Origin of the sequence: Antrihabitans stalactiti (genome assembly GCF_012932915.1) — a bacterium.
GTDB classification, from domain to species: domain Bacteria; phylum Actinomycetota; class Actinomycetes; order Mycobacteriales; family Mycobacteriaceae; genus Antrihabitans; species Antrihabitans stalactiti.
On record NZ_VCQU01000003.1, the window covers coordinates 145,001 to 169,138 of the forward strand.

The 24,138-nt window shown below is 63.4% G+C and carries 20 protein-coding genes and 2 tRNA genes; 5 read left to right on the forward strand and 17 right to left on the reverse strand.

What is annotated here, in order from left to right; translation table 11 throughout:
• Positions 1-8 precede the first annotated feature (8 nt).
• Positions 9-464 carry a hypothetical protein gene (locus FGL95_RS09750; RefSeq protein WP_169586069.1) on the forward strand — a complete coding sequence of 152 codons (456 nt, stop codon included), beginning with the start codon at positions 9-11 and terminating at the stop codon, positions 462-464.
• 2 nt (positions 465-466) lie between these two features.
• On the opposite strand, the gene FGL95_RS09755 is transcribed toward FGL95_RS09750, so the two are convergent.
• From FGL95_RS09755 to FGL95_RS09790, 8 genes are all read right to left on the reverse strand, one after another.
• The gene (locus FGL95_RS09755; RefSeq protein ID WP_169586072.1) at positions 467-2,704 is read right to left on the reverse strand and encodes an MMPL family transporter; all 2,238 of its coding nucleotides are present in this window, start codon (positions 2,702-2,704) and stop codon (positions 467-469) included.
• A 196-nt stretch (positions 2,705-2,900) separates the two neighbouring features.
• Positions 2,901-3,704, reverse strand: a complete 804-nt coding sequence (locus tag FGL95_RS09760) for an ABC transporter permease (RefSeq protein WP_169586074.1) — start codon at positions 3,702-3,704, stop codon at positions 2,901-2,903.
• Positions 3,701-4,687, reverse strand: coding sequence for an ATP-binding cassette domain-containing protein (locus FGL95_RS09765; RefSeq protein WP_169586076.1), 987 nt, complete (start codon positions 4,685-4,687; stop codon positions 3,701-3,703). The genes FGL95_RS09760 and FGL95_RS09765 overlap by 4 nt, the downstream gene beginning before the upstream one ends.
• 113 nt (positions 4,688-4,800) lie before the next feature.
• Entirely contained in the window at positions 4,801-6,006 is a 1,206-nt protein-coding gene (gene dinB / locus FGL95_RS09770; protein ID WP_169586078.1) for a DNA polymerase IV, read from the reverse strand.
• Between the two features lie 38 nt (positions 6,007-6,044).
• Positions 6,045-6,263 (reverse strand): hypothetical protein, encoded by a 219-nt coding sequence (locus FGL95_RS09775; protein WP_169586081.1) that lies wholly within the window; start codon positions 6,261-6,263, stop codon positions 6,045-6,047.
• Between the two features lie 83 nt (positions 6,264-6,346).
• Positions 6,347-6,904, reverse strand: coding sequence for a dihydrofolate reductase family protein (locus tag FGL95_RS09780; protein WP_169586083.1), 558 nt, complete (start codon positions 6,902-6,904; stop codon positions 6,347-6,349).
• A gap of 32 nt (positions 6,905-6,936) precedes the next feature.
• Positions 6,937-7,524, reverse strand: coding sequence for an NADPH-dependent FMN reductase (locus FGL95_RS09785; RefSeq protein WP_169586085.1), 588 nt, complete (start codon positions 7,522-7,524; stop codon positions 6,937-6,939).
• 3 nt (positions 7,525-7,527) lie between these two features.
• Entirely contained in the window at positions 7,528-8,412 is an 885-nt protein-coding gene (locus tag FGL95_RS09790) for an alpha/beta fold hydrolase (protein ID WP_169586087.1), read from the reverse strand.
• A gap of 101 nt (positions 8,413-8,513) precedes the next feature.
• On the opposite strand from FGL95_RS09790, the gene FGL95_RS09795 reads away from it, so the two are divergent.
• Positions 8,514-11,738: an AfsR/SARP family transcriptional regulator gene (locus tag FGL95_RS09795; protein ID WP_169586089.1), complete on the forward strand. Its 3,225-nt coding sequence runs from the start codon at positions 8,514-8,516 to the stop codon at positions 11,736-11,738.
• A gap of 19 nt (positions 11,739-11,757) precedes the next feature.
• Positions 11,758-12,138 (forward strand): hypothetical protein, encoded by a 381-nt coding sequence (locus FGL95_RS09800; RefSeq protein ID WP_169586091.1) that lies wholly within the window; start codon positions 11,758-11,760, stop codon positions 12,136-12,138.
• Here the strand turns inward: FGL95_RS09800 and FGL95_RS09805 are convergent, their stop codons facing one another.
• Entirely contained in the window at positions 12,139-13,650 is a 1,512-nt protein-coding gene (locus FGL95_RS09805) for a multicopper oxidase family protein (protein ID WP_169586093.1), read from the reverse strand.
• A 210-nt stretch (positions 13,651-13,860) separates the two neighbouring features.
• On the opposite strand from FGL95_RS09805, the gene FGL95_RS09810 reads away from it, so the two are divergent.
• Complete coding sequence (locus FGL95_RS09810) at positions 13,861-14,805, forward strand: NAD-dependent epimerase/dehydratase family protein (protein WP_169586095.1); 945 nt, start codon at positions 13,861-13,863, stop codon at positions 14,803-14,805.
• 12 nt (positions 14,806-14,817) lie between these two features.
• Here FGL95_RS09810 and FGL95_RS09815 read toward each other — a convergent pair whose 3' ends face one another.
• On the reverse strand, positions 14,818-15,225 hold the full coding sequence (locus FGL95_RS09815) for a DUF5997 family protein (RefSeq protein ID WP_338079796.1): 408 nt from the start codon (positions 15,223-15,225) through the stop codon (positions 14,818-14,820).
• A gap of 32 nt (positions 15,226-15,257) precedes the next feature.
• Here FGL95_RS09815 and FGL95_RS09820 point away from each other — a divergent pair, with 32 nt between their 5' ends.
• Complete coding sequence (locus tag FGL95_RS09820; protein ID WP_169586097.1) at positions 15,258-16,094, forward strand: LysR family transcriptional regulator; 837 nt, start codon at positions 15,258-15,260, stop codon at positions 16,092-16,094.
• A 48-nt stretch (positions 16,095-16,142) separates the two neighbouring features.
• On the opposite strand, the gene FGL95_RS09825 is transcribed toward FGL95_RS09820, so the two are convergent.
• The 7 genes from FGL95_RS09825 to recF form a co-directional block, all read right to left on the reverse strand.
• Positions 16,143-16,215: transfer RNA gene (locus FGL95_RS09825), tRNA-Ala, on the reverse strand.
• A 19-nt stretch (positions 16,216-16,234) separates the two neighbouring features.
• A tRNA-Ile gene (locus tag FGL95_RS09830) sits at positions 16,235-16,308 on the reverse strand.
• A 72-nt stretch (positions 16,309-16,380) separates the two neighbouring features.
• Positions 16,381-17,529, reverse strand: coding sequence for a DUF3566 domain-containing protein (locus FGL95_RS09835; protein ID WP_169586099.1), 1,149 nt, complete (start codon positions 17,527-17,529; stop codon positions 16,381-16,383).
• Positions 17,526-20,045, reverse strand: coding sequence for a DNA gyrase subunit A (gene gyrA / locus FGL95_RS09840; protein WP_169586101.1), 2,520 nt, complete (start codon positions 20,043-20,045; stop codon positions 17,526-17,528). The genes FGL95_RS09835 and gyrA overlap by 4 nt, the downstream gene beginning before the upstream one ends.
• Before the next feature lie 52 nt (positions 20,046-20,097).
• Complete coding sequence (gene gyrB, locus FGL95_RS09845; RefSeq protein WP_169586103.1) at positions 20,098-22,152, reverse strand: DNA topoisomerase (ATP-hydrolyzing) subunit B; 2,055 nt, start codon at positions 22,150-22,152, stop codon at positions 20,098-20,100.
• A gap of 281 nt (positions 22,153-22,433) precedes the next feature.
• Positions 22,434-22,973 (reverse strand): DUF721 family protein, encoded by a 540-nt coding sequence (locus FGL95_RS09850; protein ID WP_169586105.1) that lies wholly within the window; start codon positions 22,971-22,973, stop codon positions 22,434-22,436.
• A 1-nt stretch (position 22,974) separates the two neighbouring features.
• On the reverse strand, positions 22,975-24,138 hold the full coding sequence (recF, locus tag FGL95_RS09855; protein WP_169586108.1) for a DNA replication/repair protein RecF: 1,164 nt from the start codon (positions 24,136-24,138) through the stop codon (positions 22,975-22,977).

Sequence of the window (24,138 nt, forward strand, 5' to 3'; positions counted from 1 at the left end):
GTGGACTAATGATCCTGAAGAAGTCGGATTCCGCCCGCGTCGACGACGTCCTGCTCGCCGAAGATGCCGCGACCCCGCTCACCTATTCCAGTGCGCTGCGTCAGACCGGCGGCGGTGTGCTGTCGATCGCCAAGGGTTCGGGTGGACTCGGTCTGCTCCTGGCCAAACACAGTTACTCCCTCGCCAAGAAGGGCATCGCGAAGGCGCGCGAATCGGGCGCCGACCTCGCAGCCCTCGCCTCGGTCGACGATGTTGCACCAGCCAAATCGAGCTCAGGACGTCGAAACAAGCTGCTCGCCGGCGGAGCCGTGGCAGCAGCGCTCGCCGCAGGAGCAGCAGTGTTCCGTTGGTCGCGGCAGCGCTCGACACCGCAGCCCCCGGCCGAGGCGCCGCCGACACTCGGTCCGTCGGCGAACGGCTCAGCGCCGAGCACCCAGCAGGCAGACGCGTCCGCCCAATCCTGACGTCAGTCTTTTCCGGCCGCCAACTTCGACGGCCACCAGATCTTCTTGCCGATGTCGTGTGCCAGCGCGGGAACGAGAATGCTGCGCACGATGATCGTGTCGAGTAGAACGCCGAACGAGACCGCGAAGCCGATCTCGGCGAACCCGACAACAGGAACGACCGACAGCATCGCGAACGTTGCGGCCAGCACGGCGCCGGCAGAGGTGATGACGCCGCCGGTGACCGCTAGTCCACGCCTGATTCCGTCGCGCGTCCCGTGCACGGCGGTTTCCTCCCGTACGCGCGTCATCAGGAAGATGTTGTAGTCGATTCCGAGCGCCACCAGGAAGACGAACGCGAACAGCGGGAAACCTTGGTCTGCGCCCGCGAAGCCGAACAGTTCCGAGAACGCAAAGCCACTCACGCCTAGCGCGGCGGCAAACGAAAGTACGACCGAGGCAATCAGCAACAGCGGCGCGACCAGAGCCCGTAGCAGGATCGCCAAGACGATGAAGATGACGATCAGCACGATCGGGATGATCAGATTGCGGTCGTGGATCGCCGCTTCGTGGACGTCGACAACGGCGGCGGAGTTGCCACCGACCAACGCGTCGGCACCCGGCACGGCGTGCAACACCTCACGCAACCGGTCCACTGTCGCCTCGGCAGCCGGCGAATCCGGTGAGTCCGCCAACAGCGCGGTGATCACGGTCCGGCCGTCGACCGGCTCGACGAGGAGGTTCTCCGGCGGGCACCCTGCCGGTAGGTCCGGCAGGGTGGCAGAGCCGAACTGCTCGAGCAGCTTGGCCGCCTTTGTCGGGTCGATTTGGACGCAGACCGAACCCGGCTTGGTCGAAATGCCTTCGACCTTCGACGTCGCGTCGATGACGGCCTGCCGCTGTGCATCGTTTGCCACGATCACAGCGGGGGCACCGGCCCCCTTGTCGAACTTCGCGTCGTAGATTTCCTGGCCGACGACAGCGGGCGGTCGGTTGGTGAAGCTCTCCTGGATCGTCAGGCCGCCTGTATCGAGGAAGCCGATCAGTCCGATTCCGATCAGCAGAACGATCGTCGAGCCAACCCACGCCACCCGACGGCGACGGACCACTGTCTCGGAAATCCGGCCCCAGAGACCATGCGTCGAAATGTCGACGGCGTGGTCGGTCTTCGGTCGGCGCGGCCAGAACACCCAGCGACCTGCGGCGGCGAGGACGACGGGCAAGAACGTCATCATCACAAGGACCGTGCAGGCGATGCCGATCGCACCGACTGGCCCCAGACCCCGGTTTGCTCCCAATTCGGAAAACGACAGGCAGAGCAAACCCGCAATGACAGTGCCTGCCGATGCGATGATGGCCGCCGCGGTTTCGCGCCAGGCTTTGACCATCGCGTCGAAGCGGCTCTCGTACTCGTGCAGTTCTTCGCGATATCGGGATATCAACAGCAGCGCGTAATCGGTTCCCGCGCCGATGATCAGGACGAACAGAATGCCTTCGGTCTGACCGTTGACGGTGACGAGGTCGGCGTCGGCGAGGAAGTAGACGATCATCGACGACAGACCGATGGCGACGACCGACGCCAGGATCGGGAAGAACCAGAGGATCGGCGAGCGGTACACGAGCAAGAGAATCAGGATGACGACGCCGAGTGCCACGAACAACAGAACGCCGTCGAGCCCCGCGAGCGCATCGATGAACGCGGTGAACAGGCCACCGGCCCCCGCCGGGTACACCTCCAGACCGTCGGTTCCTTCAATGGTTGCCTTCGCGGCATCCATGACGTTCTGCTCGGTTTTGGCGACATCCTCGCCGGTCAGCGAGACGCCCTCGGCTTTCGCGAGCAGCGGCACGAACAGCGAAGCAGCTGTCCCATCTTTCGAGTACTGCGGCGGCAGAAGTCCTGGCTTGTCGATCCCTTCAATGCCCTTGATCGCTGCGACCGCGTTGGCAATCCTGCTCTTGTCGTCCGCGGTCAAGCCCGAATCGCGCTGAAACACAACGAAGCCGGGAAAGGTCTGGACCGGGATGAACTTCTCGAACTCTTCGCTGGCTTTCGTCGACTCCGCGGTCTTAGGCAGCCATGCGGCGTTGTCGTTCTTCTGCACCTCGGTCAGCTTGGCTTGGTAACTCATACCGAACCCGCCAATCAACAAGGCGAGCAACGCGACCGCGAGGACCGTGAAAACGGGCCATCCTCGCGCAATTCGGTGGCGTTTCTGCGCGCTCTGCCCTTGCGTTTCCTCGACTAGTTCGCTCGCCATAATGCGCCCCTCCGACCGGTCGACCATGTCGGTCGTCAGCGTATCGGGAGGGCGCAAAACCGCCCATCAGGCGACCAGTGAAATGCCACCCGCGCCGCACTTGCGGGCACTTCGATCGAGTGCCCGCACGTGCACGGCGATGTCGTCGACGCCTACGTCAGGTTCTTCATTGACGCTGGCTTCTTCCCGAAGCCGACTACCGACTGACGGCCTTCTGGTACTGCCTGATCGAGAGCGGAACGAAGATCGCCAGGATCACGACGATCCACATCAGCGTCGTGAACACCGGATGCTGCAGTGGCCAGGCATCCGGCGGCGGCATCGACGGATCGATGTTGCCGAACTTCACCCGCGCTGCCTGCGTGAGTGCCGAAACCGGATTCCATTCGGCAATCGTCTTCAGCACGGTCGGCATGTTGTCGATCGGCACGAACGTATTGGCGACGAATGTCAGCGGGAAGATGACCATGAAGGTCGCGTTGTTGAACACCTCGGGGGTCCGAATGAGCAGACCGACCGTGGCCATCATCCACGAGACCGCGTACGCGAACAGCAGCAACAGCGCGAACCCGACGATCGCGTCGAGTGCGCCTTCACGCATCCGCCACCCGACCACGAGCCCGGTCAGCGCCATTACGACAAGACTGATCACGTTGATCGCAACGTCACTCGTCGTACGACCGACGAGCACCGCCGACGGTGCCATCGGTAGGGAACGGAACCGGTCGATGATTCCCTTCTGGATATCTTCGGCCATACCCAATCCGGTCCAGGTGCCGCCGAAGATGACCGTCTGGACGAAGATTCCGGGAATCAGAAATTCGCGGTACGAAACTCCGGGATTTGAAATCGCGCTGCCCATCACATAGGCGAACAGCAGGATGAACATGATCGGCGACAACGTCGTGAAGACCAGCAGGTCCGGCACTCGTTTGATCCGAATGAGATTCCGCTTGGCGATTGTGATGCCGTCGGTGGCGGCCATGACTACTGCGTTCATCGTGCAAGCTCCTTCACGGTGACGTCGTCTTCGCCGACCTTCTCCTCGGCTTCGTGGCCGGTGAGGGACAAGAACACATCGTCGAGAGTCGGGCGTCTCAGCCCGACATCCCGGACCTTCACCCCTTCCGACGACAGGCGGCCCAATGCGTCGACTAGCGACTGCGACCCGTCGGTCACGGGAATGGTGATCTTTCGGATGTTGGCATCGATCTGAATGTCGCCGACCGCCAGCGACGACAGCGCTTGACGCGCCGTCTCGAGATCCGCCGAGTCGTTCACAGTGAGCTCGATACGCTCGCCGCCGATCTGGTCCTTCAGCTGATCGGATGTGCCGAGCGCAATGACCTTGCCATGGTCGATGACGGCGATCTTGTCCGCCAGTCGATCTGCTTCCTCCATGTACTGGCTTGTCAGAAGCAGCGTGGTGCCGGCGGCGACCAACTCGTCGATGACATCCCACAACCCGAGCCGGGCACGGGGATCCAGCCCGGTAGTCGGCTCGTCGAGAAACAGGACCGGCGGGTTCGCCACCAGGGCGCCCGCAAGGTCGAGCCTGCGCCGCATGCCGCCGGAATAGCCCTTGACCGGACGGTCGCCGGCATCGACAAGATCGAATTGCTCGAGCAGTTCCCTCGCTCGTACCTTGGCGCGTTTGGTGCCCAGGTGATACAGGCGACCGACCAGCTCCAGATTCTCTGCGCCCGTGAGGTATTCGTCGACAGCGGCGTACTGCCCGGAAGCTCCGATGCGAGCACGTAACTCGCGCGCATCTTTCACGACATCGAGGCCCACCACACTCGCGTGCCCTTCGGTCGGACGAATGAGTGTCGTGAGCACTCTGACCGTGGTCGTCTTGCCTGCTCCGTTCGGCCCGAGCAGGGCGAGCACCGTGCCCTCTGGGACAACCAGATCGAGGCCGTCGAGGGCGACTACTTTTCCGTATCTTTTGACGAGCCCTTCCGCCACTATCGCGTCTGGCATGCTCTTCCTCCCGATAGGTACATATCCATGCGACGTCTAGTGGCGACAGTATTGCCGAAGCTACCGACACGCATCTGAATTCCGTTTTACTACCGCTTTACCAATGTCGCGACTCAATCCGGCAGCATCGGCACCACCATTCCCTGATCGCGTCCCAGCAGGACCGCGCGCGTGACCGCCGCGGTACCGAACCGATCCCGCAAGCTGTCGATGGTCACGTCGAGTGCGCCGTTCGCATCGGCGTCGAACGGAAGCGCCAGTTGAACTGCGTCGTCGTTTTCCAGGTTCGTCAGTGACAAGCCGATCAATGTTAGGCCTCGCTCACCGATCATCGGCGTCGCACCGGCGACCAAGCGCCGCGCGACTCCTAGAATCGCGTCGTTGCGCGCGGTCGATTCGTACAACGTGTGGGACCTCGTGGCGCGGGTGAAATCGTCGAAGCGCATGCGCAACACCACAGTTCGAGATACCCGATGGGCAGCGCGCAATCGCTTGCCCAACCGTTCGACGATGCCGACGACGATGGCGTCGATGTCTTCCGCCGATTTCGGGCGCCTACCCAACGCGCGCTGCGAGCCGATCGATCGACGACGACGCCCTACATGAACGGGTCGTGGATCGCGCGCCCACGACAGATCGTGCAAGTGCCGCCCGGCACCACCGCCGAGCATCGAGACCAATACCGTCTCGCCCACATCGGCCATCTCACCGATCGTCCGGATGCCGTGATCGTGCAGCTTGCGCGCCGTGACGGCGCCAACGCCACACAACCGCTCGACCGGCAGCGGATGGAGAAACTTCAGCTCGCCCCCCGGCGGCACCAGCAACAAGCCATCCGGCTTCGCGACTGCACTGGCGACCTTCGCGAGGAACTTCGTACTCGCTATACCGACGGTGATCGGCAGCCCGACCTCGTCGCGGACGCGCTCGCGAAGGCGTTGCCCGATGTCGGCCGCAGGGCCGGCGATGCGACGCAAGCCGCCGACGTCGAGGAACGCTTCGTCGATAGAAATGCCTTCTACCAGCGGCGTCGTGTCCCGAAAGATCTCGAAGACCGCTTTGCTCGCATCCGAGTAGGCCGAGAAGCGCGGATGGACCACGACCGCTTGCGGGCAGAGCCGCAGGGCATCGCGGCCGTTCATTGGCGTCCGAATTCCGAAAGCCTTGGCTTCGTAGCTCGCGGCGAGTACGACTCCCCCGCCGACGATCACGGGCCGACCGCGCAGCGAGGAATCGTCTCGTTGCTCGACCGAGGCGTAGAACGAGTCGAGATCTGCGTGCAGGATGCTCGCCTCGGTTCGCGGTGTGGACACGAACATATGTTCGCATCGACCACCGACACGTCTGCCAGATCGAGCTACGCGACCGCGCGCGTTCCCTCTAGCAACAGTCGGACCGATCGTTCGTGCGCGTGCGCCGCCAAGATGCTTTCGTGCACGCTGTCCGGACCACCCTGCGCGGCGAGGTGCTCGTGCAGGCGTGCCTTGGCTTCGTACCAGGCGGCCACACACTCGGGACTCGCGCCGGCAGTCGGACGACCGATCGACAGTGCAGTCATTTCGATTAGCACGTTCATGTCGGGTCCTCCTACTCGCTCCCATACTTGTACGTCGAAGCACCGACAGGTTTTTCGACACGCGGCGCGCCCCCGACTTTCAGTTATTCGGATGCACCCGCGGGCGCGTAGGAAAGGATCACGACACCGGACGAGAGAACCTGGTTGTCGATCAACGCCAACCGCGCCTCTGCTGCCGGGCGGAAGAGCAGATGCTCCGGCGCTGCCTTGCCCCAGAAAAGCGGATGTACCCAAATGTGGAGTTCGTCGAGCAGGTTGTGCTCGAGCAGCAGCCGCGCAACCGGACCGTGGCCGTACATGAGGATGTCGCCGTCGAGATCCTGTTTCAGCTGCGCGACTTCGCCGGCAACGTCTGCACCGAGCACGGCCGTGTTCTGCCATGTCGGATCCGTCAGCGTGGTCGACGCGACGTACTTCTTCATGCTGTTGATCTTGTCCGCGAACGGATCACCGCTGCGCTGCGGCCACGAATCGGCGAAGCCCTCGTAGGTCGCTCGGCCCATCAAGAGCGCATCGGCAGCCTCGAGTTTCGCCGTTGCGAACTCCATCGACTTGTCGTCGAAGTAGTCGAACGACCACTGCTGCGGCTCGTTCATCACGCCGTCGAGGGTGATGTAGGTCGATTCGATGATCTTGCCCATTGTTCTTCTCCTTGGTTGTGTTGTGCGGATTATCAGTTGGGACAGGGTTGTTCGGTTCGTGCGGTGTTCAATGCGTGGGCCCACCAGGTCAACTGGTCGAGCATTGCGGTCACCGTCTGGTCCAGGCACGAATTCGGTTTGGGCCAGGTGCCGTCGGCGGCGAACTGATCCCAGTAGCAAGGCAAGAGGACTGCCCTACGGATAACCACGGCGTTCAACTCCCCGAACACCTGGCGCAGGGCTGCTGCAGCGTTCGCCCCACCCGATTCCCGACCGTAGGTAACGAACGTAACCGGTTTCGCGGCCCATTCGTCGGTGTACCAATCGATCGCCGTTTTCACGGAAGCCGGGAAGCTGCCGTTGTACTCGGGTGTCACGATGACGAATGCGTCGGCGGCTGCGAGTCGCGTCGCAAGCAGTTGGACCGACTCGGGCTGCGCCTCGTCATCGTCGACGAGAACGTCGGGTAGGGCGACAGTGGCGAGGTCGATCACGTCGATATCGAGATCACGCCGACGCTGCGCCCGACCGACGAACCACTGTGTGATCGTCGGTCCGAATCGTCCGTGGCGGGTACTCCCGATGATCACGGCAATCCGCACACTCTCGCCGGCGTTCATCGCTCAGTTCTTCTCTAGGAACGAGCCGATCAGCGGCTGCAGGACCGCCGGCTGACCCAGGACCGTGATGTGTGACGTACCGGGGATGACCGCAAGTTGGGAGGCCGGCAACCCTGACGATCCCTCGATGCCGCCCCCGAGCAGACGGTAGAACTCGACCGTTGCCTCCGGGACCACGATGTCGTTGTCGGCCGCAATGAGAAAGACCGGTGCCTTGATCGCCTTGATCTGCTCGGTTGTGTAGGTCGGAATATGCGCATCGAGGTCCTTGACCCGCTCGACCAGCTTCGAGAAGTCTTCGGGTCGCGGCGCGATGCGCCGATACTCCTCGATGAAGGGCGAGCCCTCCAGCATCTCCGGCTGCAGCGTCTGGATTCCGTCCAAGAGGCCGGGTTGCAGCTGCGCAGGTGTGTAGCTCGCCGACGCGAGGACCAATTTTCCGACCGCCTCGGGATGCCGCACCACGATGTCGATCGCGATGCCGGCGCCGACGCTGTAGCCGAAGAAGTCGGCCTTCTCGACACCGATCTGCGAGAGCAGGGCAAGAGTGTCGTCGGCCATCGTGTTCATCCGCAGCGGCCGGTCGGTGTCGGCGGTGTGGCCGTGCGCCTGCTGCTCGATCGCAATCACTCGGCGCGACTTCGCAAGTGCCGGAACCAGTTCCCCGAACGACGTGCCGGTGGCGGAGAGTGCGCCGTGCAACAGCACCAGCGGTGGCTTCCCGTTGTCCTCGCCGTGGACCTCGTAGTACATATCGAGACCGTTGACCTTGGCGTAATGGCCGGCGTCCGCTGTGTCAGCTGCCTCGGACCTGGTTTCGCTGCTGCAACCGATCAGCCCGGCGGCTGCCACTGCTCCCGCGACGAGGGTCAAGATGGTCTTCTTCATGATTGGCACTCATTCCGTTTCGGTGGTCCTGGCGTTGGAGATGACTCTGCGCGCGACCCCTTACGGTCTGTTTACGGTTTGTTGCTCGTAGGGTGGAATCGATGCGATTCGGGATTCTGGGGCCACTCGCTGTCTGGACCGACGCCGGCGAGCCGGTCGTGGTGCCAGGCACGAAGGTGCGTGCCCTCCTCGCCGACCTGCTGATCAACGTCGGCCAACCGGTTTCGGCCGATCGCCTGGTCCACGACATCTGGAGCGACGACCCGCCTGGTAATGCGGCAGGGACATTGTCCGCCAAGGCTTCTCAGCTGCGCCGCGCGCTCGATGACGCAGAGCCGGGCGCCCGGGTTCTCGTCGTTTCTCCTCCGCCCGGTTACCGCCTGGATGTCGCGCCCGAGACCGTCGATGCGCATCGGTTCAGTTCGCTGACTGCTGCGGCACGGGCAACCGACGATCCACAACGCGCAGTGGCGGCCCTCACCGAGGCGCTCGCGCTATGGCGAGGCAGCGCGCTTGCGGATTTTCGCGACGACGAGTTCGCAGGACCGACGATTGCGCGGTTTGAGGAGCAGCGCCTGACCGCCTACGAGGATCTTGCGCACGCGCGCCTCGAACTGGGAGAACACACAGCGATTGCCGGGGAACTTGCCGACCTCGTCGCCGAGCACCCCCTGCGCGAACGACTTCGCGCATCCCACATCCGCGCGCTTTACGGTGCGGGGCGCCAGCACGATGCGCTGGCCAGCTACGAACAACTACGCGCCGCACTGGCCGACGAATTGGGCCTCGACCCTAGCGCCGAACTCGTCGCACTCCAGCGCGACATTCTCGCTCAGGCGCCGTCGCTGACGACGTCTGCTCCCAAAGTGCATGTCAGACGCCGCATTTCGAATCTGCCGTCGAAGGCCACTCCCCTCATCGGGCGCGCCGACGCAGTGCGGCAGGTGCTCTCGGCACTCGACGGGAACCGTCTGCTGACCCTCACCGGTCCGGGCGGCGTCGGCAAGACCCGGCTCGCGCTCACCGTGGCGACCGAAGCATTGTCCCAGTTCGCCGACGGCGTGTGGCTGGTCGAGCTTGCCGGGTTCGCCAAGGCCACGGTCGCAGATCTGGCCGGGGCGGTAGCTGCGACGCTCGAGATCCGTGACACGGGCGAATCTGCCGACGCTGCAGCACATCTCGCCGCCACGATCGCTGAGCGGTCCATGCTGCTGGTGCTGGATAACTGCGAACATGTCCTGGATGCGGCCGCAGAGCTTGCCGAACAACTCCTCGACACCGCGCCCCACCTGCACGTTTTGTCGACCAGTCGCGAGCCCCTCGGCGTGCCGAGCGAGCGGCTCTGGAATGTCGACGTTCTCGAACTCAGCAGTGCCGTAGAGCTTTTCGTCGCCAGAGCCGAGTCCGCCGCACCGGGCTTCGAACTAGACGACGACACCACGGAGGCAATCTCGATACTGTGTCGCCGCCTCGACGGAATACCGCTGGCGCTCGAGTTGGCCGCGACCCGTGTCCGTGCCCTCGGCGTGCACGAGATGGTTGCGCGGCTGAACGACCGCTTTCGACTCCTCTCGACCGGCCACCGAGGCCGCCCACCTCGGCAGCAAACCTTGATCGCGTTGATCGACTGGAGTTGGCAGTTGCTGACCCCAGCCGAACAGACAGTGTTGTCTCGGCTGAGTGTCTTCGCCGATGGCTGCACTCTGGAAGCCGCCGAAAGCATCTGCGCCAGCACCGAAGTCGACCGTGCGGATGTCGCTGACCTGCTGGTCCGCCTGGTCGATCGTTCACTCGTCGTCGCACTCCACACCGGTAAATCCTCGCGGTACCGGTTGCTCGAGTCGGTCGCGGCGTTCTGCCTGGACCGACTGAGCGACTCCGGCGCCCTGCGACCGACCCTCGAGCGCCACGCGGCGTACTACGTGGACTTCGCCGAACGTGCAGCACCGGAACTGTTCGGCGCCGGCCAGGTTCACTGGCTGCGGCTGCTCGACGCCGAAGTCCCGAACATGCGGCGAGTGCTCGACGACGCCGTTCGCGATCGGAACGGGACCGCCGCGCTTCGGCTCGCCAACTCGTTGGCCTGGTTCTGGTTTCTGCGGGGTCGGCTCGGGGAAGGCCGCCGCTATCTCGACGCGGCCATCCGGATCGATTCCGATGCCGATCCGGCGCTGCGCGCATCGGCGTCGGCATGGGCTGCTGGCTTCGCATTCACTCAAGGCGATGCGGATGATCGAGAAGGGCTGTGTAACAGCGTATTGGCGCAGTTTTCCGATCCCCCCGCACGGGCCCGAGCAGAGTGGTTCCTCGGCTTCAGCGGTCTGGATCTCGGCGAATTCGAGGCCAGCGTCGAGTTGGTAGATCAAGCGTTGACGACCTTCGTCGACATCGGCGACCGATGGGGAATCGCGGCCGTACACCTCGTCAAAGCCGTGAGCGCCCACATCGTCGCCGACGTCGTCGCGCTCGAGGAAAGCGCGAAGATCAGCGAGCAGATCTTCGACTCGCTCGGCGATCGGTGGGGCCAGCTACAGGCGACGGCCTGGCTCGGCGGTCTCGCCGAGCTTCGCGCCGATTTCGACGAGGCGATCATCGCTCACACCCGTGGACTCGCGATCGCGCAAGAGTTGGAGTTGTGGCAGAACGTGTCGGTGAGCCTGTCGTGGCTCGGCTGGGTGGCGATGCAGCAGGGGGATTTCGTTGCCGCGCAGGAATACTGCGCCGAGGGCTTGCGGCTCGCCGCAGAGCAGGGCGCGGTCTCCGCACGAATCATGGCTTCGATGGGTTTGGGGCTTGCCGCACGAAGAGCGGGTGACGTCGCGCGGGCCGAGGAGATCTTGCACGGCATTCTCGATATGGCACCAGGCGATTCGGCGTCGGAACCGCAGGCTTTTCGCCCGGTGATCCTGTGCGAGTTGGGGTTCATCCACGAGCAGCGCGGCGAAGTCGACGCTGCGTTCGCGCTGCATATAGAGGCCTACGAGGCAGCTATCTCCCTCGCAGCACCGCGCGATCTCGCCTATGCGCTCGTCGGATTGGCCGGTGCGTCGGCCTTCGGCGGCCAGTTCGAGCCGGCAGCGCGCTTGCTGGGGGCAGCCGAGGCTGTTCGGACGTCTGTCGGTATGCCGCCTTCCCCTGCCGAGCAGGACGACATCGACCGCATCCGGCAGATGTTGATCTGTAGTTTCGGCGAGGAATCGCTCATGGCAGGCACCAAGGTGGGACACACGTTGTCGTCAGAGGAAATCCGTAAGCTGGTGTCGGACGAGAGTATTCGCGAATCACTGGAGTTGGTGGGCCCGAGCCGCCAAACTGGACAAAAGTGACTTCCGAAGGGACAAAGCCATGCAGGGACGTACCCGCACCGCACTCCTGACCGCAGCAGTGGTCGCCCCGATTGTCACCGCCGGACTGTCGTTGGGAGGCGGTACAGCTGCCGCCGCAACGCCGCCGACGATCTCGGTGACCTTGTGGGGTGCGACCGACTGGCTGCTGACGTGGGACGGCTCGCCTGCCGCAAGTTGCGTGGGCACCAACGGCGTTGTCACCGCGAACCTGGCAGCCAAGGGCACGGGACTGCTCAGCTACTCGCCCGGGGTCTACAAGGTCAGCGTCACCTGCGACGGTCAGCAGAGCGCAACCGTCACCTTGTACTCCCCGCGTGATCCGCTCAACGACGCACGGACGAACTTCAGCAACTCGAATCAAGGCATGTTCGGTTCGTAGTCAGTGGTTCCCGGCATGTGAATGCATTGGTGCCACAGCGGTTTCGCCCGGCTTGACCACGACGAACTGACCCATGAGCCCGTTGTCTTCGTGTCGCAACAGATGGCAATGAAACATATACGGCGATGTCGGGTCCGAGAAGTCTGTGAATCGCATCAGCAGTCGCCTCGTCACACCGGGTGGCAGGTAAACGGTGTCCTTGGGCCCTGACAGAGACGGATCGTCGGTGTCGAGCACTCGGAACTGCACATCGTGCACGTGAAAGTTATGAACTCCCCCACTGATATTCGCAATTTCCCAGACTTCGGTTGTGCCGACGGTCACCACTTCGTCGATCCGGCTCATATCCATCGACCGATTGTTTATCGTGGTCGAACTCGTCAGATCGAACTTCCTCGTCACAGTCGGCGCGCCGAGGTCGTGCGGTGCCGCAAGTGACATCGGAACGGGCGCGCTCTGTTCGAGTTCTGCGGCCGCCCGCAGTTGCAGTACGTCGAATGAGTCGGCTGCACCGGCGAACCTACCGTTGAAGAAATCGGCGCCCAATTGCGCTGGTGCACTGCGCAGTACCGGATTCGTCCCCGAAGGGACTGCAACCACGATTTCAGCGCGCTCGCCTGGAGACAATTGGATGTTCTGTAGGTCGACAGGTTTCGAGATCAGACCGCCGTCGGTTCCGACGAGCGTGAAACCGAGACCATCGGAGAAGCCGAAGTTGTAGACCCGGGCATTGGATGCGTTGAGAAGCCTCAGCCGGACTCGCTGCGTTGTCACGTCCACATACGGTCCCGGTGTTCCGTTCACCAAGATTTCGTCGCCCAAAACACCTGTGTCAGCAAAGATTCCGCTGCGGGCGTCGAGCTGGTCGCCGTCGAACTTCTTGTCTTGCACGATCACCGGAATGTCATCGATTCCGTAGCGGTCCGGGAGGTCGCGCGTCGAATCATCGTCGATCAAGAACATGCCTGCAATGCCGCGATAGACGTGCTCGGCAGTCGCGCCGTGCAGATGCGGGTGATACCAGAGGGTGGCCGCCGGCTGATTCACCATCCATTGTGGTGACCAGGTGGCGCCGGGTTCGACCATCTGGTGCGGTCCGCCGTCCATGGCCGCGGGTAGGTGCATGCCGTGCCAGTGCAACGTGCTCGTTTCACCGAGGGAGTTGTGCACGTTCATCCGGACCGCCTCGCCGCGCCGGACCCGGACGGTCGGGCCGAGGTACGAGCCGTTCACACCCCAGGTTTCGCTATTCGGTCCGTGACCCAGATCAGTTGTGCCACTGCGCAAATCGAGATCGAAAACCCGGGTTCCCGAGGGGTCTACGGTCGACGGTGCGAGGGGCGGAATGCGCAACGCGTGTGTGAAGTTCACCTTGCCCACAGTGTCGGTGCGGGCAGTGATCCAGGCATAGCTCGTGTATCCCACGAGCCCGCCGATGACGACGAGAGCCGTCGCAAGTATTCCCACCATGATTCGTAGCCAGATCCGGCGTGGCGGCTTCGATTCGTCCATGGGTCGAGACTGCTAGCGAGGGGCCTTCTGAACATCCTGGCTCATCACCCAATTTGGCGTCAGGGTTCACCCCGATCCGCATCGCGGTCACGAATTGTTCCACGGGAAACATCGACCCTTGCGACTGATTCAGTGACCACTTAGCATGCTCCGTAGGACACTTGATTCCGGCGAATGTCACGTGACACCAGCACAGGAGGACCCCCCATCATGAAAGTTCTGGTTGCCGGCGCAACAAGTGTCCCTGGAATTCCCGTCGTAGAGGCGTTGCTCGACGGTGGCCACGACGTATTCGGTCTCACGCGGTCACCGACCAAATCCGACGTCATCGCTGCAACTGGAGCGACGCCCGTCGTCGGTGACGTCCTCGACCGACGCGAGATCGCGGATGTCGTCGAAACCGTCGCTCCCGATGCCATCGTCTCCCTGCTGACCACCCTGCCCAAATACGGACCGATGCAGCTGTGGCAGTTCAGACCGGCGATCCGGCTGTGGCGAGACGGCGCAACGAATCTGCTCGCAGCAGCACAGCACGCAGGGGTCCGCCGACTCGTAGCCGAGTCCGTAGTTTTCGCCTACGGCTACGGACCGCTCGGGTCCGTACCCCTCCTCGAATCCGACCCCTATCCCGGTCCACCGCCCGTCGAACGCGGAAGTGCGATGCTCGACGCCCTACGCGGGATGGAACGGGCTGTGCTCGGGTCCGGGCAGTTGAACGACACAGCGGGAATTGTGTTGCGCTACGGTCTGTTCCATGGGGCGGGTGTGCCGCACGCCGAACTCATGACGCGTCTGGCGAAGCTGTGGCTGATGCCCGTTCCCGGCGGCGGAGCGGTGCACAGTTGGATCGCGCTGGACGACGTCGCACAGGCGACTGTCGCGGCGGTCGAGCACGGTCTTGGTGGCGAGCTGTACAACATCGTCGACGACGAGCCCGTATCGTTCCGTACCTACCTCAATGCCGTTGCGGCACAACTGCATAGGCCTAAGCCACTAGGCATACCCAACGCGTTGGTCCGGCTCGCTTCCCCGTACGGCGCAGCAGCCTTCGGCCGCACCCAAGCTCCGATCTCCAACGCCAAAGCAAAGCGCGATCTTCACTGGGCACCGAAGTACCCGGACTATCGGTCCGTGATCGCGACTATGGGCGGTTGAACTCGGCGCTGATCACTTCTTCTGTGGCCGATTCGTTGCCGCCCGACGTTCCTCGGCCTTCGCTTTGATTCGCTTGTTCTCCTCGAGTACCGCGGCATAGTTCGCACGCTCGCTCACCAGCCAGTCCGGCGGGTCGGCCAGTAGCGCCTCGATCTCCGCCGCTGTCAGCGAATCGGATACGCCTGCACGCGCGATCCCCGAATTGGAGATGCCGAGTTTGCGCGCGACGACATCCCGAGGAAATGGCCCGGCTCGCCGCAGCTCGACCAGCCACTCAGGCGGATTCGCTTGTAGCTCATCGACGTCCGCACGCGTGATCGAGCCGCTGCGGAATTCTTCCGGGGTGGCAGGCAGGTAGATGCCGAGCTTGTTCGCCGCGGTCAGGGGCTTCATCGTCTGCGATTTCTTGTCCGGGCTCACGGGCTCAGCGTATCGCCAATACTGTTGCTCCCATGAGCGGGATCGAGAGCATCGACGTGCAACAGCTGCGCTGGTTCGTCGCCGTCGCAGAAGAGTTGCATTTCGCGCGCGCAGCAAAGTCGCTCAACATTTCTCGTCGCACGCTCAGCGAGACGGTCATCGCACTCGAGGCCGAACTCGGAACCAAGCTGTTCGTACCGGGTGCCAGCCCCACCCAGCTCAGCGACGACGGCCGAAAGTACCTCCAGGACGCGCGTGAGCGCCTCGAGCAGGGGCAACCAGAGGTACGGCGAACCACGAGTCTGCGAGTGGGCTTCGTACCCGGCGTGACTGTGTCGAAATGGTCCCGAATCTGGGCGGAACGATTTCCAGCAATACCGCTGGAAATTGTCGGAGTCGCAGCAGCAGATCAGCTCACATCGCTGCGCGAAAGTCGGGTCGACGCGAACTTCGTCCGCTTGCCGATCGACCGTGACGGCATCAGCGCGATTCCGCTGTACAGCGAACTTCCTGTCGTCGTCGTGCCCAAGGACCATCCAGTGGCGCTGTACGACACGGTGACGACCGCGGACCTGGCAGACGAGCAATTGCACGACGCGGCCGATCTCGACGCAATCGAGCTGCCGATCGAATTGGTCGCGGCCGGGGTTGGCATCGTCGTAGTCCCGCATTCGATCGCACGGCTCCATACCCGCAAGGATCTTGTCTATCGGACCGTGACCGACATGGCGTCCACCGACATCGCCCTTGCCTGGCCCACGGACCGCACGACCGACTTGATCGAGGACTTCGTCGGGATCGTGCGCGGGCGGTCCGAGCGGAGCTCTCGGGCGCAGGCAGCCGTGCCGAAACGCCGCAAAGCCCGCTGACGCGAGAAGGTCACCTCGAACTGCATTCGAGGTGACCTTCTGTGAATGTGGAGCCGAGGGGAATCGAACCCCTAACCCCTGCCTTGCAAAGGCAGTGCTCTGCCAATTGAGCTACGGCCCCGTATGAAATGACCGGGGAGTGGGCCTAGGAGGACTTGAACCTCCGACCTCTTCCTTATCAGGGAAGCGCTCTAACCGCCTGAGCTATAGGCCCCTACATCGCACTTGAACCGAGGGACGAGGTTACCGTACCGAGCCCGTGACTACCAAAACGGCTAGTCGAGGGCTAGTCCGGATCGGCCAGCGTCACTTCGATTCCGCCGACCAGATCGGAGCACTGGTTGTAGATGAACGACCCGATCGTCGCGAGCGCTGTGAAAAGCACCACGTTGATCAAGCCGATCCCAGCTGCGTAGCCGAAGATCTGCCCCGACGTCACGAGCCCGTCGGAACCGGATTCGGTGACGATCTCGGTGAAGGCGTTGTTCAGGCGATCCCATACGCCCATGCCGTCCAGCACGACGTACAGCAGCCCGACCGCGACCATCCAGACGAAGAACAGCGCGACCGAAATGACAAGCGAGACCTTCAAGGTCGACCACGGGTCGATCTTGCGAATCTGCACGGTTGCGCGCAGCGGTGCGCCCTCGGCCGGAGCGGCCGTCGCAACAGCGGCAGCCTGCGGGCTGGAGGTCGACGCCTCGGCGGGAAGCGGATGCCTGACCTCCGAAAGATCGGGCATGTCCTTCGCCAATTCGGGGCGAGGGATATTGCGAGTCGGACCGTCGATGGCCGCGGACTTCGCTTGCACGGCCTCTTTGCGCTGTGCCTTCGCAGCCTCTGCCGCGTCCGCCACAGCGGCTTCGCGGTTCGCAGGCGCCGGCGGACGTCCGACCACCGGAGGCTCGCCGGGGCGGTTCAGGTTCGACTGCGGCTCCCGCTGCGGTGGCTGATTGCCTCGCTGCCACGGTGGCGCTCCAGCGCCCCGTGGATGACCGTTCTGCACCGTGGTCGGCGCCCCGTCGGCGGACTTGGACGCATCCGCCGCATCCGGTGCTTTGGCCGCTGGAGGCTGCTGCACCGGCCGAGCGCCCTGGGTCCGAGGACCTTGATGCTGCGGTGGATGCGGCTGCCCCGTCTGCGGCGCCCGTACCTGGCTCGGACGTGACTCGTCGACCTGGTGGTGCGGCGCAGTCTGCTCTGCTGCCGCAGGCGCAACCTGCGGCATCGCGACCGTGTTTTCGCCTACGGTCTGACCCTGCGCAGGTGGCGTCGCGGGCTTTGCCGCTGCAGGAACCGACGGGATCGGGCGCGGCAACGGCCGTGGCTGCAACGGCGGTGGCTGCCGAACGCGGTCCGTCACAGCGTCTTTCGCTCGATCCGCCGAGGACTGACCGGAGTTGTTCGGCTTCTGGGGATCTTCGGGAGTGCTCATTCAGACTCCTTGGCTGCGTCGGAGGCACCGCCGGCCGGGATGTCGTCTGGCTCGTCGGCATTGCGGGCAATTGCGAGCAGTGTGTCGCCTTCGCCGAGATTCATCAATCGCACACCCTTGGTCTGTCGGCCCGCTTTACGCACCTGTTTGGCAGCAGTTCGGATCACTCCGCCGCCGGACGTGATCGCGTACAGCTCGTCGTCGTCGTTCACAATAAGCGCTCCGACGAGTGTGCCACGTCGTCTGTCGTACTGAATTGTGAGAACGCCTTTGCCGCCTCTGCCCTGAATGGGGTAATCGTCCATCGGTGTCCGTTTCGAGTAGCCACCGTTGGTCGCGACCAAGAGGTAGGTGCCTTCACGAACCACATTGAGGGACAACAACTCGTCGTCGCCGTTGAACCGCATACCCTGGACCCCGGACGTCGCTCGGCCCATCGGTCGAAGGGCCTCGTCGGTGGCGGAGAATCGGATCGACTGACCTTGCGCCGAGACCAGCAGCAGGTCGTCCTCGGCCGAGCACAGCACGGCGCCGACAAGTTCGTCGTCGTCACGCAGATTGACAGCCACGATGCCGCCGCTGCGGTTGGAATCGAAATCGGTGAGCCGCGACTTCTTGACCAATCCGTTGCGGGTTGCCAACACGAGGTAGGGCGCATCCTCGTAGGTCTTGATCTGGATCACTTGGGCGATCCGCTCGTCCGGCTGGAATGCCAGCAGGTTCGCAACATGCTGGCCGCGAGCTGTGCGGCTCGCCTCCGGCAATTCGTATGCCTTGGCACGGTAGACGCGGCCCTTCGTGGTGAAGAACAGGATCCAGTCGTGCGTCGAGCTGACGAAGAAGTGCTTGACGATGTCGTCCTGCTTCAGCCCGGCGCCCTGAACTCCCTTGCCGCCGCGCTTCTGGCTGCGGTAGAGGTCGGTCTTCGTGCGCTTCGCGTATCCGGTTTCGGTGATCGTCACGACCACGTCTTCGCGGGCGATCAGGTCCTCGTCGGCGACGTCGCCGTCGGCGGCGATGATCCGGGTCCGGCGGTCGTCGCCGTACTTCTCGACGATCTCTTCCAACTCGTCGTGGACGATCTTCCGCTGCCGCTCGGGCTTGGCGAGGATGTCCTTGTAATCGGCGATTTCGCGTTCGATCTTGGCCAGGTCGTCGATGATCTTCTGGCGCTCGAGTGCGGCGAGACGTCGTAGCTGCATGTCGAGGATTGCAGTGGCCTGCAACTCGTCGACGTCGAGCAGCTCCATCAGGCCGGCCTTGGATTCTTCGGCGCTCGGTGAGCGCCTGATGAGGGCAATCACTTCGTCGAGGGCGTCGAGGGCCTTGACCAGACCACGCAAAATGTGAGCGCGCTCTTCGGCCTTGCGGAGCAAGTATTTGGTCCGGCGGACGATCACGTCGAGTTGGTGATTGACGTAGTGCCGGATCATCTGGTCGAGCCGCAGGGTGCGCGGCACCCCGTCGACGATCGACAGCATGTTGGCGCCGAAGCTCGTCTGCAGCTGGGTGTGCTTGTACAGATTGTTCAGCACGACCTTGGCGACGGCATCACGCTTGATGGTGACGACGATGCGCATGCCCGCGCGGTCCGAGGATTCGTCGTGAATCTCGGAGATGCCGGAGATCTTGCCGTCGCGGACCTGTTCGGCGATCGAGGTGATCAGGTTGTCCGGGTTGACCTGGAACGGTAGCTCGGTCATGACGATCGTGGTGCGCCCCTTGGCGTCTTCCTCGATCTCGACAACGCCGCGCATGCGGATCGACCCACGACCGGTCGTGTACGCGTCGTGAATGCCCTGGCCACCGACTATGAGGCCGTGGGTCGGGAAGTCCGGACCCTTCACCCGCTCCATGCAGGCGGCGAGCGTTGCTTCTTCGTCGGCCTCGAAATTCTCGAGCGCCCAGTAGATCGCCTCCGCCACTTCACGCAGGTTGTGCGGCGGAATGTTGGTCGCCATACCGACCGCGATGCCGTTGCTGCCGTTCATCAGCAGGTTCGGCACCCGGCTCGGGAGCACCGTTGGTTCCTGCGTACGACCGTCGTAGTTCGCGACGAAATCGACTGTCTCGTGGTCGATTTCGCGGAGCATCTCCATCGCCAGCGGCGTCAAGCGGCACTCGGTGTACCGCATGGCGGCCGCACCGTCGTTGCCACGCGAACCGAAGTTGCCCTGACCGTCGACCAGCGGGTACCGCAGCGACCACGGCTGCGCCATGCGAACGAGGGTGTCGTAGATCGACGCGTCGCCGTGGGGGTGGTAGTTACCCATCGTCTCGGCGACCGGGCGCGCCGACTTCACGTAACCGCGGTCGGGGCGATAGCCGTTGTCGTACATCGCATAGAGAACGCGGCGGTGCACGGGCTTGAGACCGTCCCGAACATCCGGCAGGGCGCGACCGACGATGACACTCATCGCGTAGTCGATGTAGCTGTTCTGCATCTCCTGCTGAATGTCGACAGGTTCGATGCGGTCCCCGGCGCCGCTTTCCGGCGGCAACGTGGTGTCGGTCATGAGCTCACTTTCTTAGGGGCGGGGGCCGCGCCGCACAATCGCGGCTGGCCACCTACACGTCCAGGAACCGAACATCCTTGGCATTGCGAGTGATGAAGCTTCGTCGAGCTTCGACGTCCTCGCCCATCAAGATGCTGAACAATTCGTCGGCAGCAGCAGCGTCGTCGAGGGTGACCAAACGGAGCACCCGAACCGCGGGGTCCATGGTGGTCTCCCACAGTTCCTTGGCATTCATTTCGCCGAGGCCTTTGTAGCGCTGCACGCCGTCGTCCTTGTTGATCTTCTTGCCGGCCTGCAGACCCGCCTCGATCAACCCGTCGCGTTCGCGGTCCGAGTATGCGAATTCCGGATCCGATCGCTGCCACTTGAGCTTGTACAGCGGCGGCTGCGCGAGATAGACGTGCCCGTGCTCGACCAGCGGTCGCATGAATCGGAACAGCAGCGTGAGGAGCAGCGTCGCGATGTGCTGACCGTCGACGTCGGCGTCGGCCATCAACACGATCTTGTGATAGCGCAGCTTCGCGAGATCGAATTCGTCGTGAATGCCGGTGCCCAGCGCTGTGATGATCGACTGGACTTCGTTGTTCTTCAGCACGCGGTCGATGCGAGCCTTCTCGACGTTGATGATCTTTCCGCGCAGCGGCAGGATCGCCTGGAACATCGAATCGCGACCGGACTTGGCCGAACCGCCTGCCGAGTCGCCCTCCACCACGTACAGCTCGGACTTGCTCGGGTCGTTGCTACGGCAATCCGCCAGCTTGCCAGGCAGTCCACCCAGGTCGGTGGCGCTCTTACGGCGCACCAACTCTCGTGCTTTCCGAGCCGCCAAACGGGCCTGCGACGACGACACCGCCTTGTTGACGATGGTCTTCGCGTCTGCAGGATTGGCTTCGAGCCAGTGCGCGAGGTGTTCATTGCACGCCTTCTGCACGAACGACTTCACTTCGGTGTTGCCGAGCTTGGTCTTCGTCTGGCCCTCGAACTGCGGTTCGCCGACCTTGACGCTGACGATCGCTGCCAAACCTTCGCGGATGTCGTCGCCGGTGAGGTTGGCGTCCTTCTCCTTGAGCAGCTTCTTGTCTTTGGCGTACTTGTTGACCACCGTGGTCAGCGCCGCACGGAAACCTTCCTCGTGCGTGCCGCCCTCGTGGGTGTTGATCGTGTTCGCGAAGGTGTGCACCGACTCCGAGTAACCGGAGTTCCACTGCATTGCCACCTCGAGCTCGTGACCGACGCCCTTGCCGGTGAACCCGACAACCGAGTTGTGAATCGGCGACTTGGTCCGGTTGATGTGGCGAACGAAATCCTCGAGACCACCTGGGTAGTGGTAGGTCCGAGTTTTCACCTTGTGGACGGGAGTGACCGCTTCGGCCTCTTCCTCGGCATGGGTCTTCGGTGCTGCCGCCACTTCGCTGACAACCTCGTCGGTCACCTCGTCGTCGGTGACGCGCTCGTCGGTGAACGTGATCGTGAGGCCCTTGTTCAGGAAGGCCATTTCCTGCAGGCGCCGCGAGACCGTTTCGAAGTTGTAGACCGTGGTTTCGAACACGTCGGGATCGGCCCAGAACCTGGTCGTTGTGCCCGTCCGCTTGGTCGGGTCACCCTTGACCAGCTTGCCGGGCTTCGCGTCTTTGTAGTTCTGGGTCCAGTGGAAGCCGTCGACGTCGATCTCGAGTTCCACACGACTGGACAGCGCGTTCACGACCGAGATGCCGACGCCGTGCAGACCGCCCGAGACCGCGTAGGACTCGGAGTCGAACTTGCCGCCTGCGTGCAGCTGGGTCATGACGACCTCGATCGTCGGAATTCCCGACGCGTGCATCGCGACCGGAATGCCACGGCCATCGTCGACGACCTGTACGCCGCCGTCGGCGAGCAAGGTCACATCGACGCGCGTGGCATGACCTGCCATCGCCTCGTCGACCGAGTTGTCGACAACTTCCCAGATCAGGTGGTGCAGACCGCGTTCACCGGTCGAGCCGATGTACATGCCTGGACGTTTACGGACCGCCTCTAGTCCTTCGAGGACCGTGATCGAAGATGCGCCGTAATCCTTCTTGGCCGAGCTGGTTTTGGAGCCTGGTGGTTTGGAGCCCTGCGCAGCCACGGGTCGGGTGCTCTCCTTACTTGCTGACACCCGACGCAGTACTTCTCGATGCCATAGAGCAACCCGAAACCTTGTGAGGAGTGGGCCCCGGAACACCGACCAGTACGCGCGTCGTAGGTATCGCCGCCAATTACTCCCCCATCCTACTGGTACGCGCGGTCCACGGAGTACCTATGACCGCCCTGGCGCGCCCGTGAATCGATTTTCTGGCAGACATCCGACTCAAAGTCTAGAGAAAGGGGCTTTCGGGGCGTTTCACCGCGACGCTGTCCATCGACCGGCTAGCCATACGTATCCCGCGGGCCACGGCCCTTCACGTGCCGCTCGCCCTTGCGCCAGCTCGGCGCAGCAGGACCGGTCACCCGCAACGAGGTCACCACTCCATGCCCCACCGCAGCGCCGATCTTAGCCAGAATCTGCGATTGCATGAGCCTGAGTTGTGTTGCCCACGCAGTGGATTCGGCCGCGATGCTGAGCACGCCTTCCTTCAGCGCGGTCGGTTCCGCATGGGAGGCGATATCTTCCCCGACCACCGATGTCCAGCGGCCGAAGACTGTTCCCTCGGCGACCTTGCCGGACCAACCACGAGATTTGGCGATTGACCCGGCCAACGCACTGAGGGGTTGTGGATCACGATCGTCAGGTCCAGCACCCGACCAGCCCCTCCGCCGTCCGGTTCGCATGCGACTCGCGCTCGAGCGCGGCGAAGCACGTCCTTGGCCAACGGATTTCCCGCTGGCCCGCGCCGCGGCCTTCGCTTCTTCCAGTGCACGACGGGCGAGGTCGATGCCCTTCAGTTCGGGCTCTTCCTCGGCTGGCATTTCATGATCGTAGCTGCGACACCCGACCCTGCGGTGAGTTCACTGCCTCGACATGCACCGTACGAGCCTCGAGCTCGTCTGGGACGTCCTCGCCGACCGCTGCGGTGATCAGCACTTGTTCTGCATCCGCTGCGACCTTCGCCAGTGCGCTCCGGCGACGACGGTCGAGTTCGGCGAACACGTCGTCGAGCAACAACACCGGATCGCTTCCGTCCGACCGCATCAGCGCGAACGCCCCCAATTGCAATGACAGTGCGAACGACCACGATTCGCCGTGGCTGGCGAAGCCTTTGGCCGGCTCCGTGCCCAGATACAGCTCGAGATCATCGCGGTGCGGACCGACGAGGCACACCCCGCGTTCGATCTCCTTGGCACGCACGGTCGCCAATTCTCCCAAGAACACCGCTTCCAGCATGTCGGCGTCGTCGGGTTCGGGCGTCCTGGTCACATCGAGGTATTCGAGCGGCAGCTGGGACAGACTCGACTTGTAGCGAACCGACGCCGGCCGCGATTCCGGGGCGATCGAGCTGTAGGCCTCGATCAGATGGGGCGACAGTTCGTGAATCAACTTCAATCGGTGCGCCACGAGCTGCGATCCGTGCGCTGCGAGGTGTCCGTCCCACACATCGAGGGTTGCCAGCTCGGCCTGGCGCGATCGCGCGGCGGTCTTCAACAACGCGGAACGTTGCCGTAGGACTCGGTCGTAATCGGCGCGAACAGCAGCCATGCGCGGCAGCCTGGCTGTGAGTAGTTCGTCGAGATACCGACGCCGCTCTTGTGGATCGCCGCGCACCAATGCCAAATCTTCCGGTGCGAACAGCACAGTCCGCAGGATTCCGAGAACCTCGCTGACGCGACGGACGGGTGATCGATTGATCGTCGCCCGATTCGCCACTCCTTGGTTCAGCTCGATATCCACCCGAAGTTCGCGACCGGCATTGACGACTGCAGCGCCGATCTGGGCTCGGGTAGTTCCGGTCCGCAGCAACGGAGCATCAGTGGACACCCGGTGCGACGACAACGACGACAAGTAGCCGAGCGCTTCGAGGAGGTTGGTCTTGCCGTTTCCGTTCGAGCCGAGAAACACGGTCCGGCCTGGCGCCAAATCGATGGCAACGCTTTCCCACGAACGGAAATCGCGCAGCGACAGTGCCCTGACGAACAC

What these genes read in the sequence shown, in the direction of transcription:
- FGL95_RS09765 (WP_169586076.1), bottom strand. Translation starts at nt 4,687, where the DNA reads ATGCCAGACGCGATAGTGGCGGAAGGGCTCGTCAAAAGATACGGAAAA.
- FGL95_RS09810 (WP_169586095.1), top strand. Translation starts at nt 13,861, where the DNA reads ATGAAAGTTCTGGTTGCCGGCGCAACAAGTGTCCCTGGAATTCCCGTC.
- FGL95_RS09790 (WP_169586087.1), bottom strand. Translation starts at nt 8,412, where the DNA reads ATGAAGAAGACCATCTTGACCCTCGTCGCGGGAGCAGTGGCAGCCGCC.
- dinB (WP_169586078.1), bottom strand. Translation starts at nt 6,006, where the DNA reads ATGTTCGTGTCCACACCGCGAACCGAGGCGAGCATCCTGCACGCAGAT.
- FGL95_RS09800 (WP_169586091.1), top strand. Translation starts at nt 11,758, where the DNA reads ATGCAGGGACGTACCCGCACCGCACTCCTGACCGCAGCAGTGGTCGCC.
- FGL95_RS09820 (WP_169586097.1), top strand. Translation starts at nt 15,258, where the DNA reads ATGAGCGGGATCGAGAGCATCGACGTGCAACAGCTGCGCTGGTTCGTC.
- FGL95_RS09780 (WP_169586083.1), bottom strand. Translation starts at nt 6,904, where the DNA reads ATGGGCAAGATCATCGAATCGACCTACATCACCCTCGACGGCGTGATG.
- FGL95_RS09775 (WP_169586081.1), bottom strand. Translation starts at nt 6,263, where the DNA reads ATGAACGTGCTAATCGAAATGACTGCACTGTCGATCGGTCGTCCGACT.
- FGL95_RS09805 (WP_169586093.1), bottom strand. Translation starts at nt 13,650, where the DNA reads ATGGACGAATCGAAGCCGCCACGCCGGATCTGGCTACGAATCATGGTG.
- FGL95_RS09850 (WP_169586105.1), bottom strand. Translation starts at nt 22,973, where the DNA reads ATGCCAGCCGAGGAAGAGCCCGAACTGAAGGGCATCGACCTCGCCCGT.
- FGL95_RS09755 (WP_169586072.1), bottom strand. Translation starts at nt 2,704, where the DNA reads ATGGCGAGCGAACTAGTCGAGGAAACGCAAGGGCAGAGCGCGCAGAAA.
- FGL95_RS09795 (WP_169586089.1), top strand. Translation starts at nt 8,514, where the DNA reads ATGCGATTCGGGATTCTGGGGCCACTCGCTGTCTGGACCGACGCCGGC.
- FGL95_RS09750 (WP_169586069.1), top strand. Translation starts at nt 9, where the DNA reads ATGATCCTGAAGAAGTCGGATTCCGCCCGCGTCGACGACGTCCTGCTC.
- FGL95_RS09785 (WP_169586085.1), bottom strand. Translation starts at nt 7,524, where the DNA reads ATGAACGCCGGCGAGAGTGTGCGGATTGCCGTGATCATCGGGAGTACC.
- FGL95_RS09835 (WP_169586099.1), bottom strand. Translation starts at nt 17,529, where the DNA reads ATGAGCACTCCCGAAGATCCCCAGAAGCCGAACAACTCCGGTCAGTCC.
- FGL95_RS09760 (WP_169586074.1), bottom strand. Translation starts at nt 3,704, where the DNA reads ATGAACGCAGTAGTCATGGCCGCCACCGACGGCATCACAATCGCCAAG.
- gyrA (WP_169586101.1), bottom strand. Translation starts at nt 20,045, where the DNA reads ATGACCGACACCACGTTGCCGCCGGAAAGCGGCGCCGGGGACCGCATC.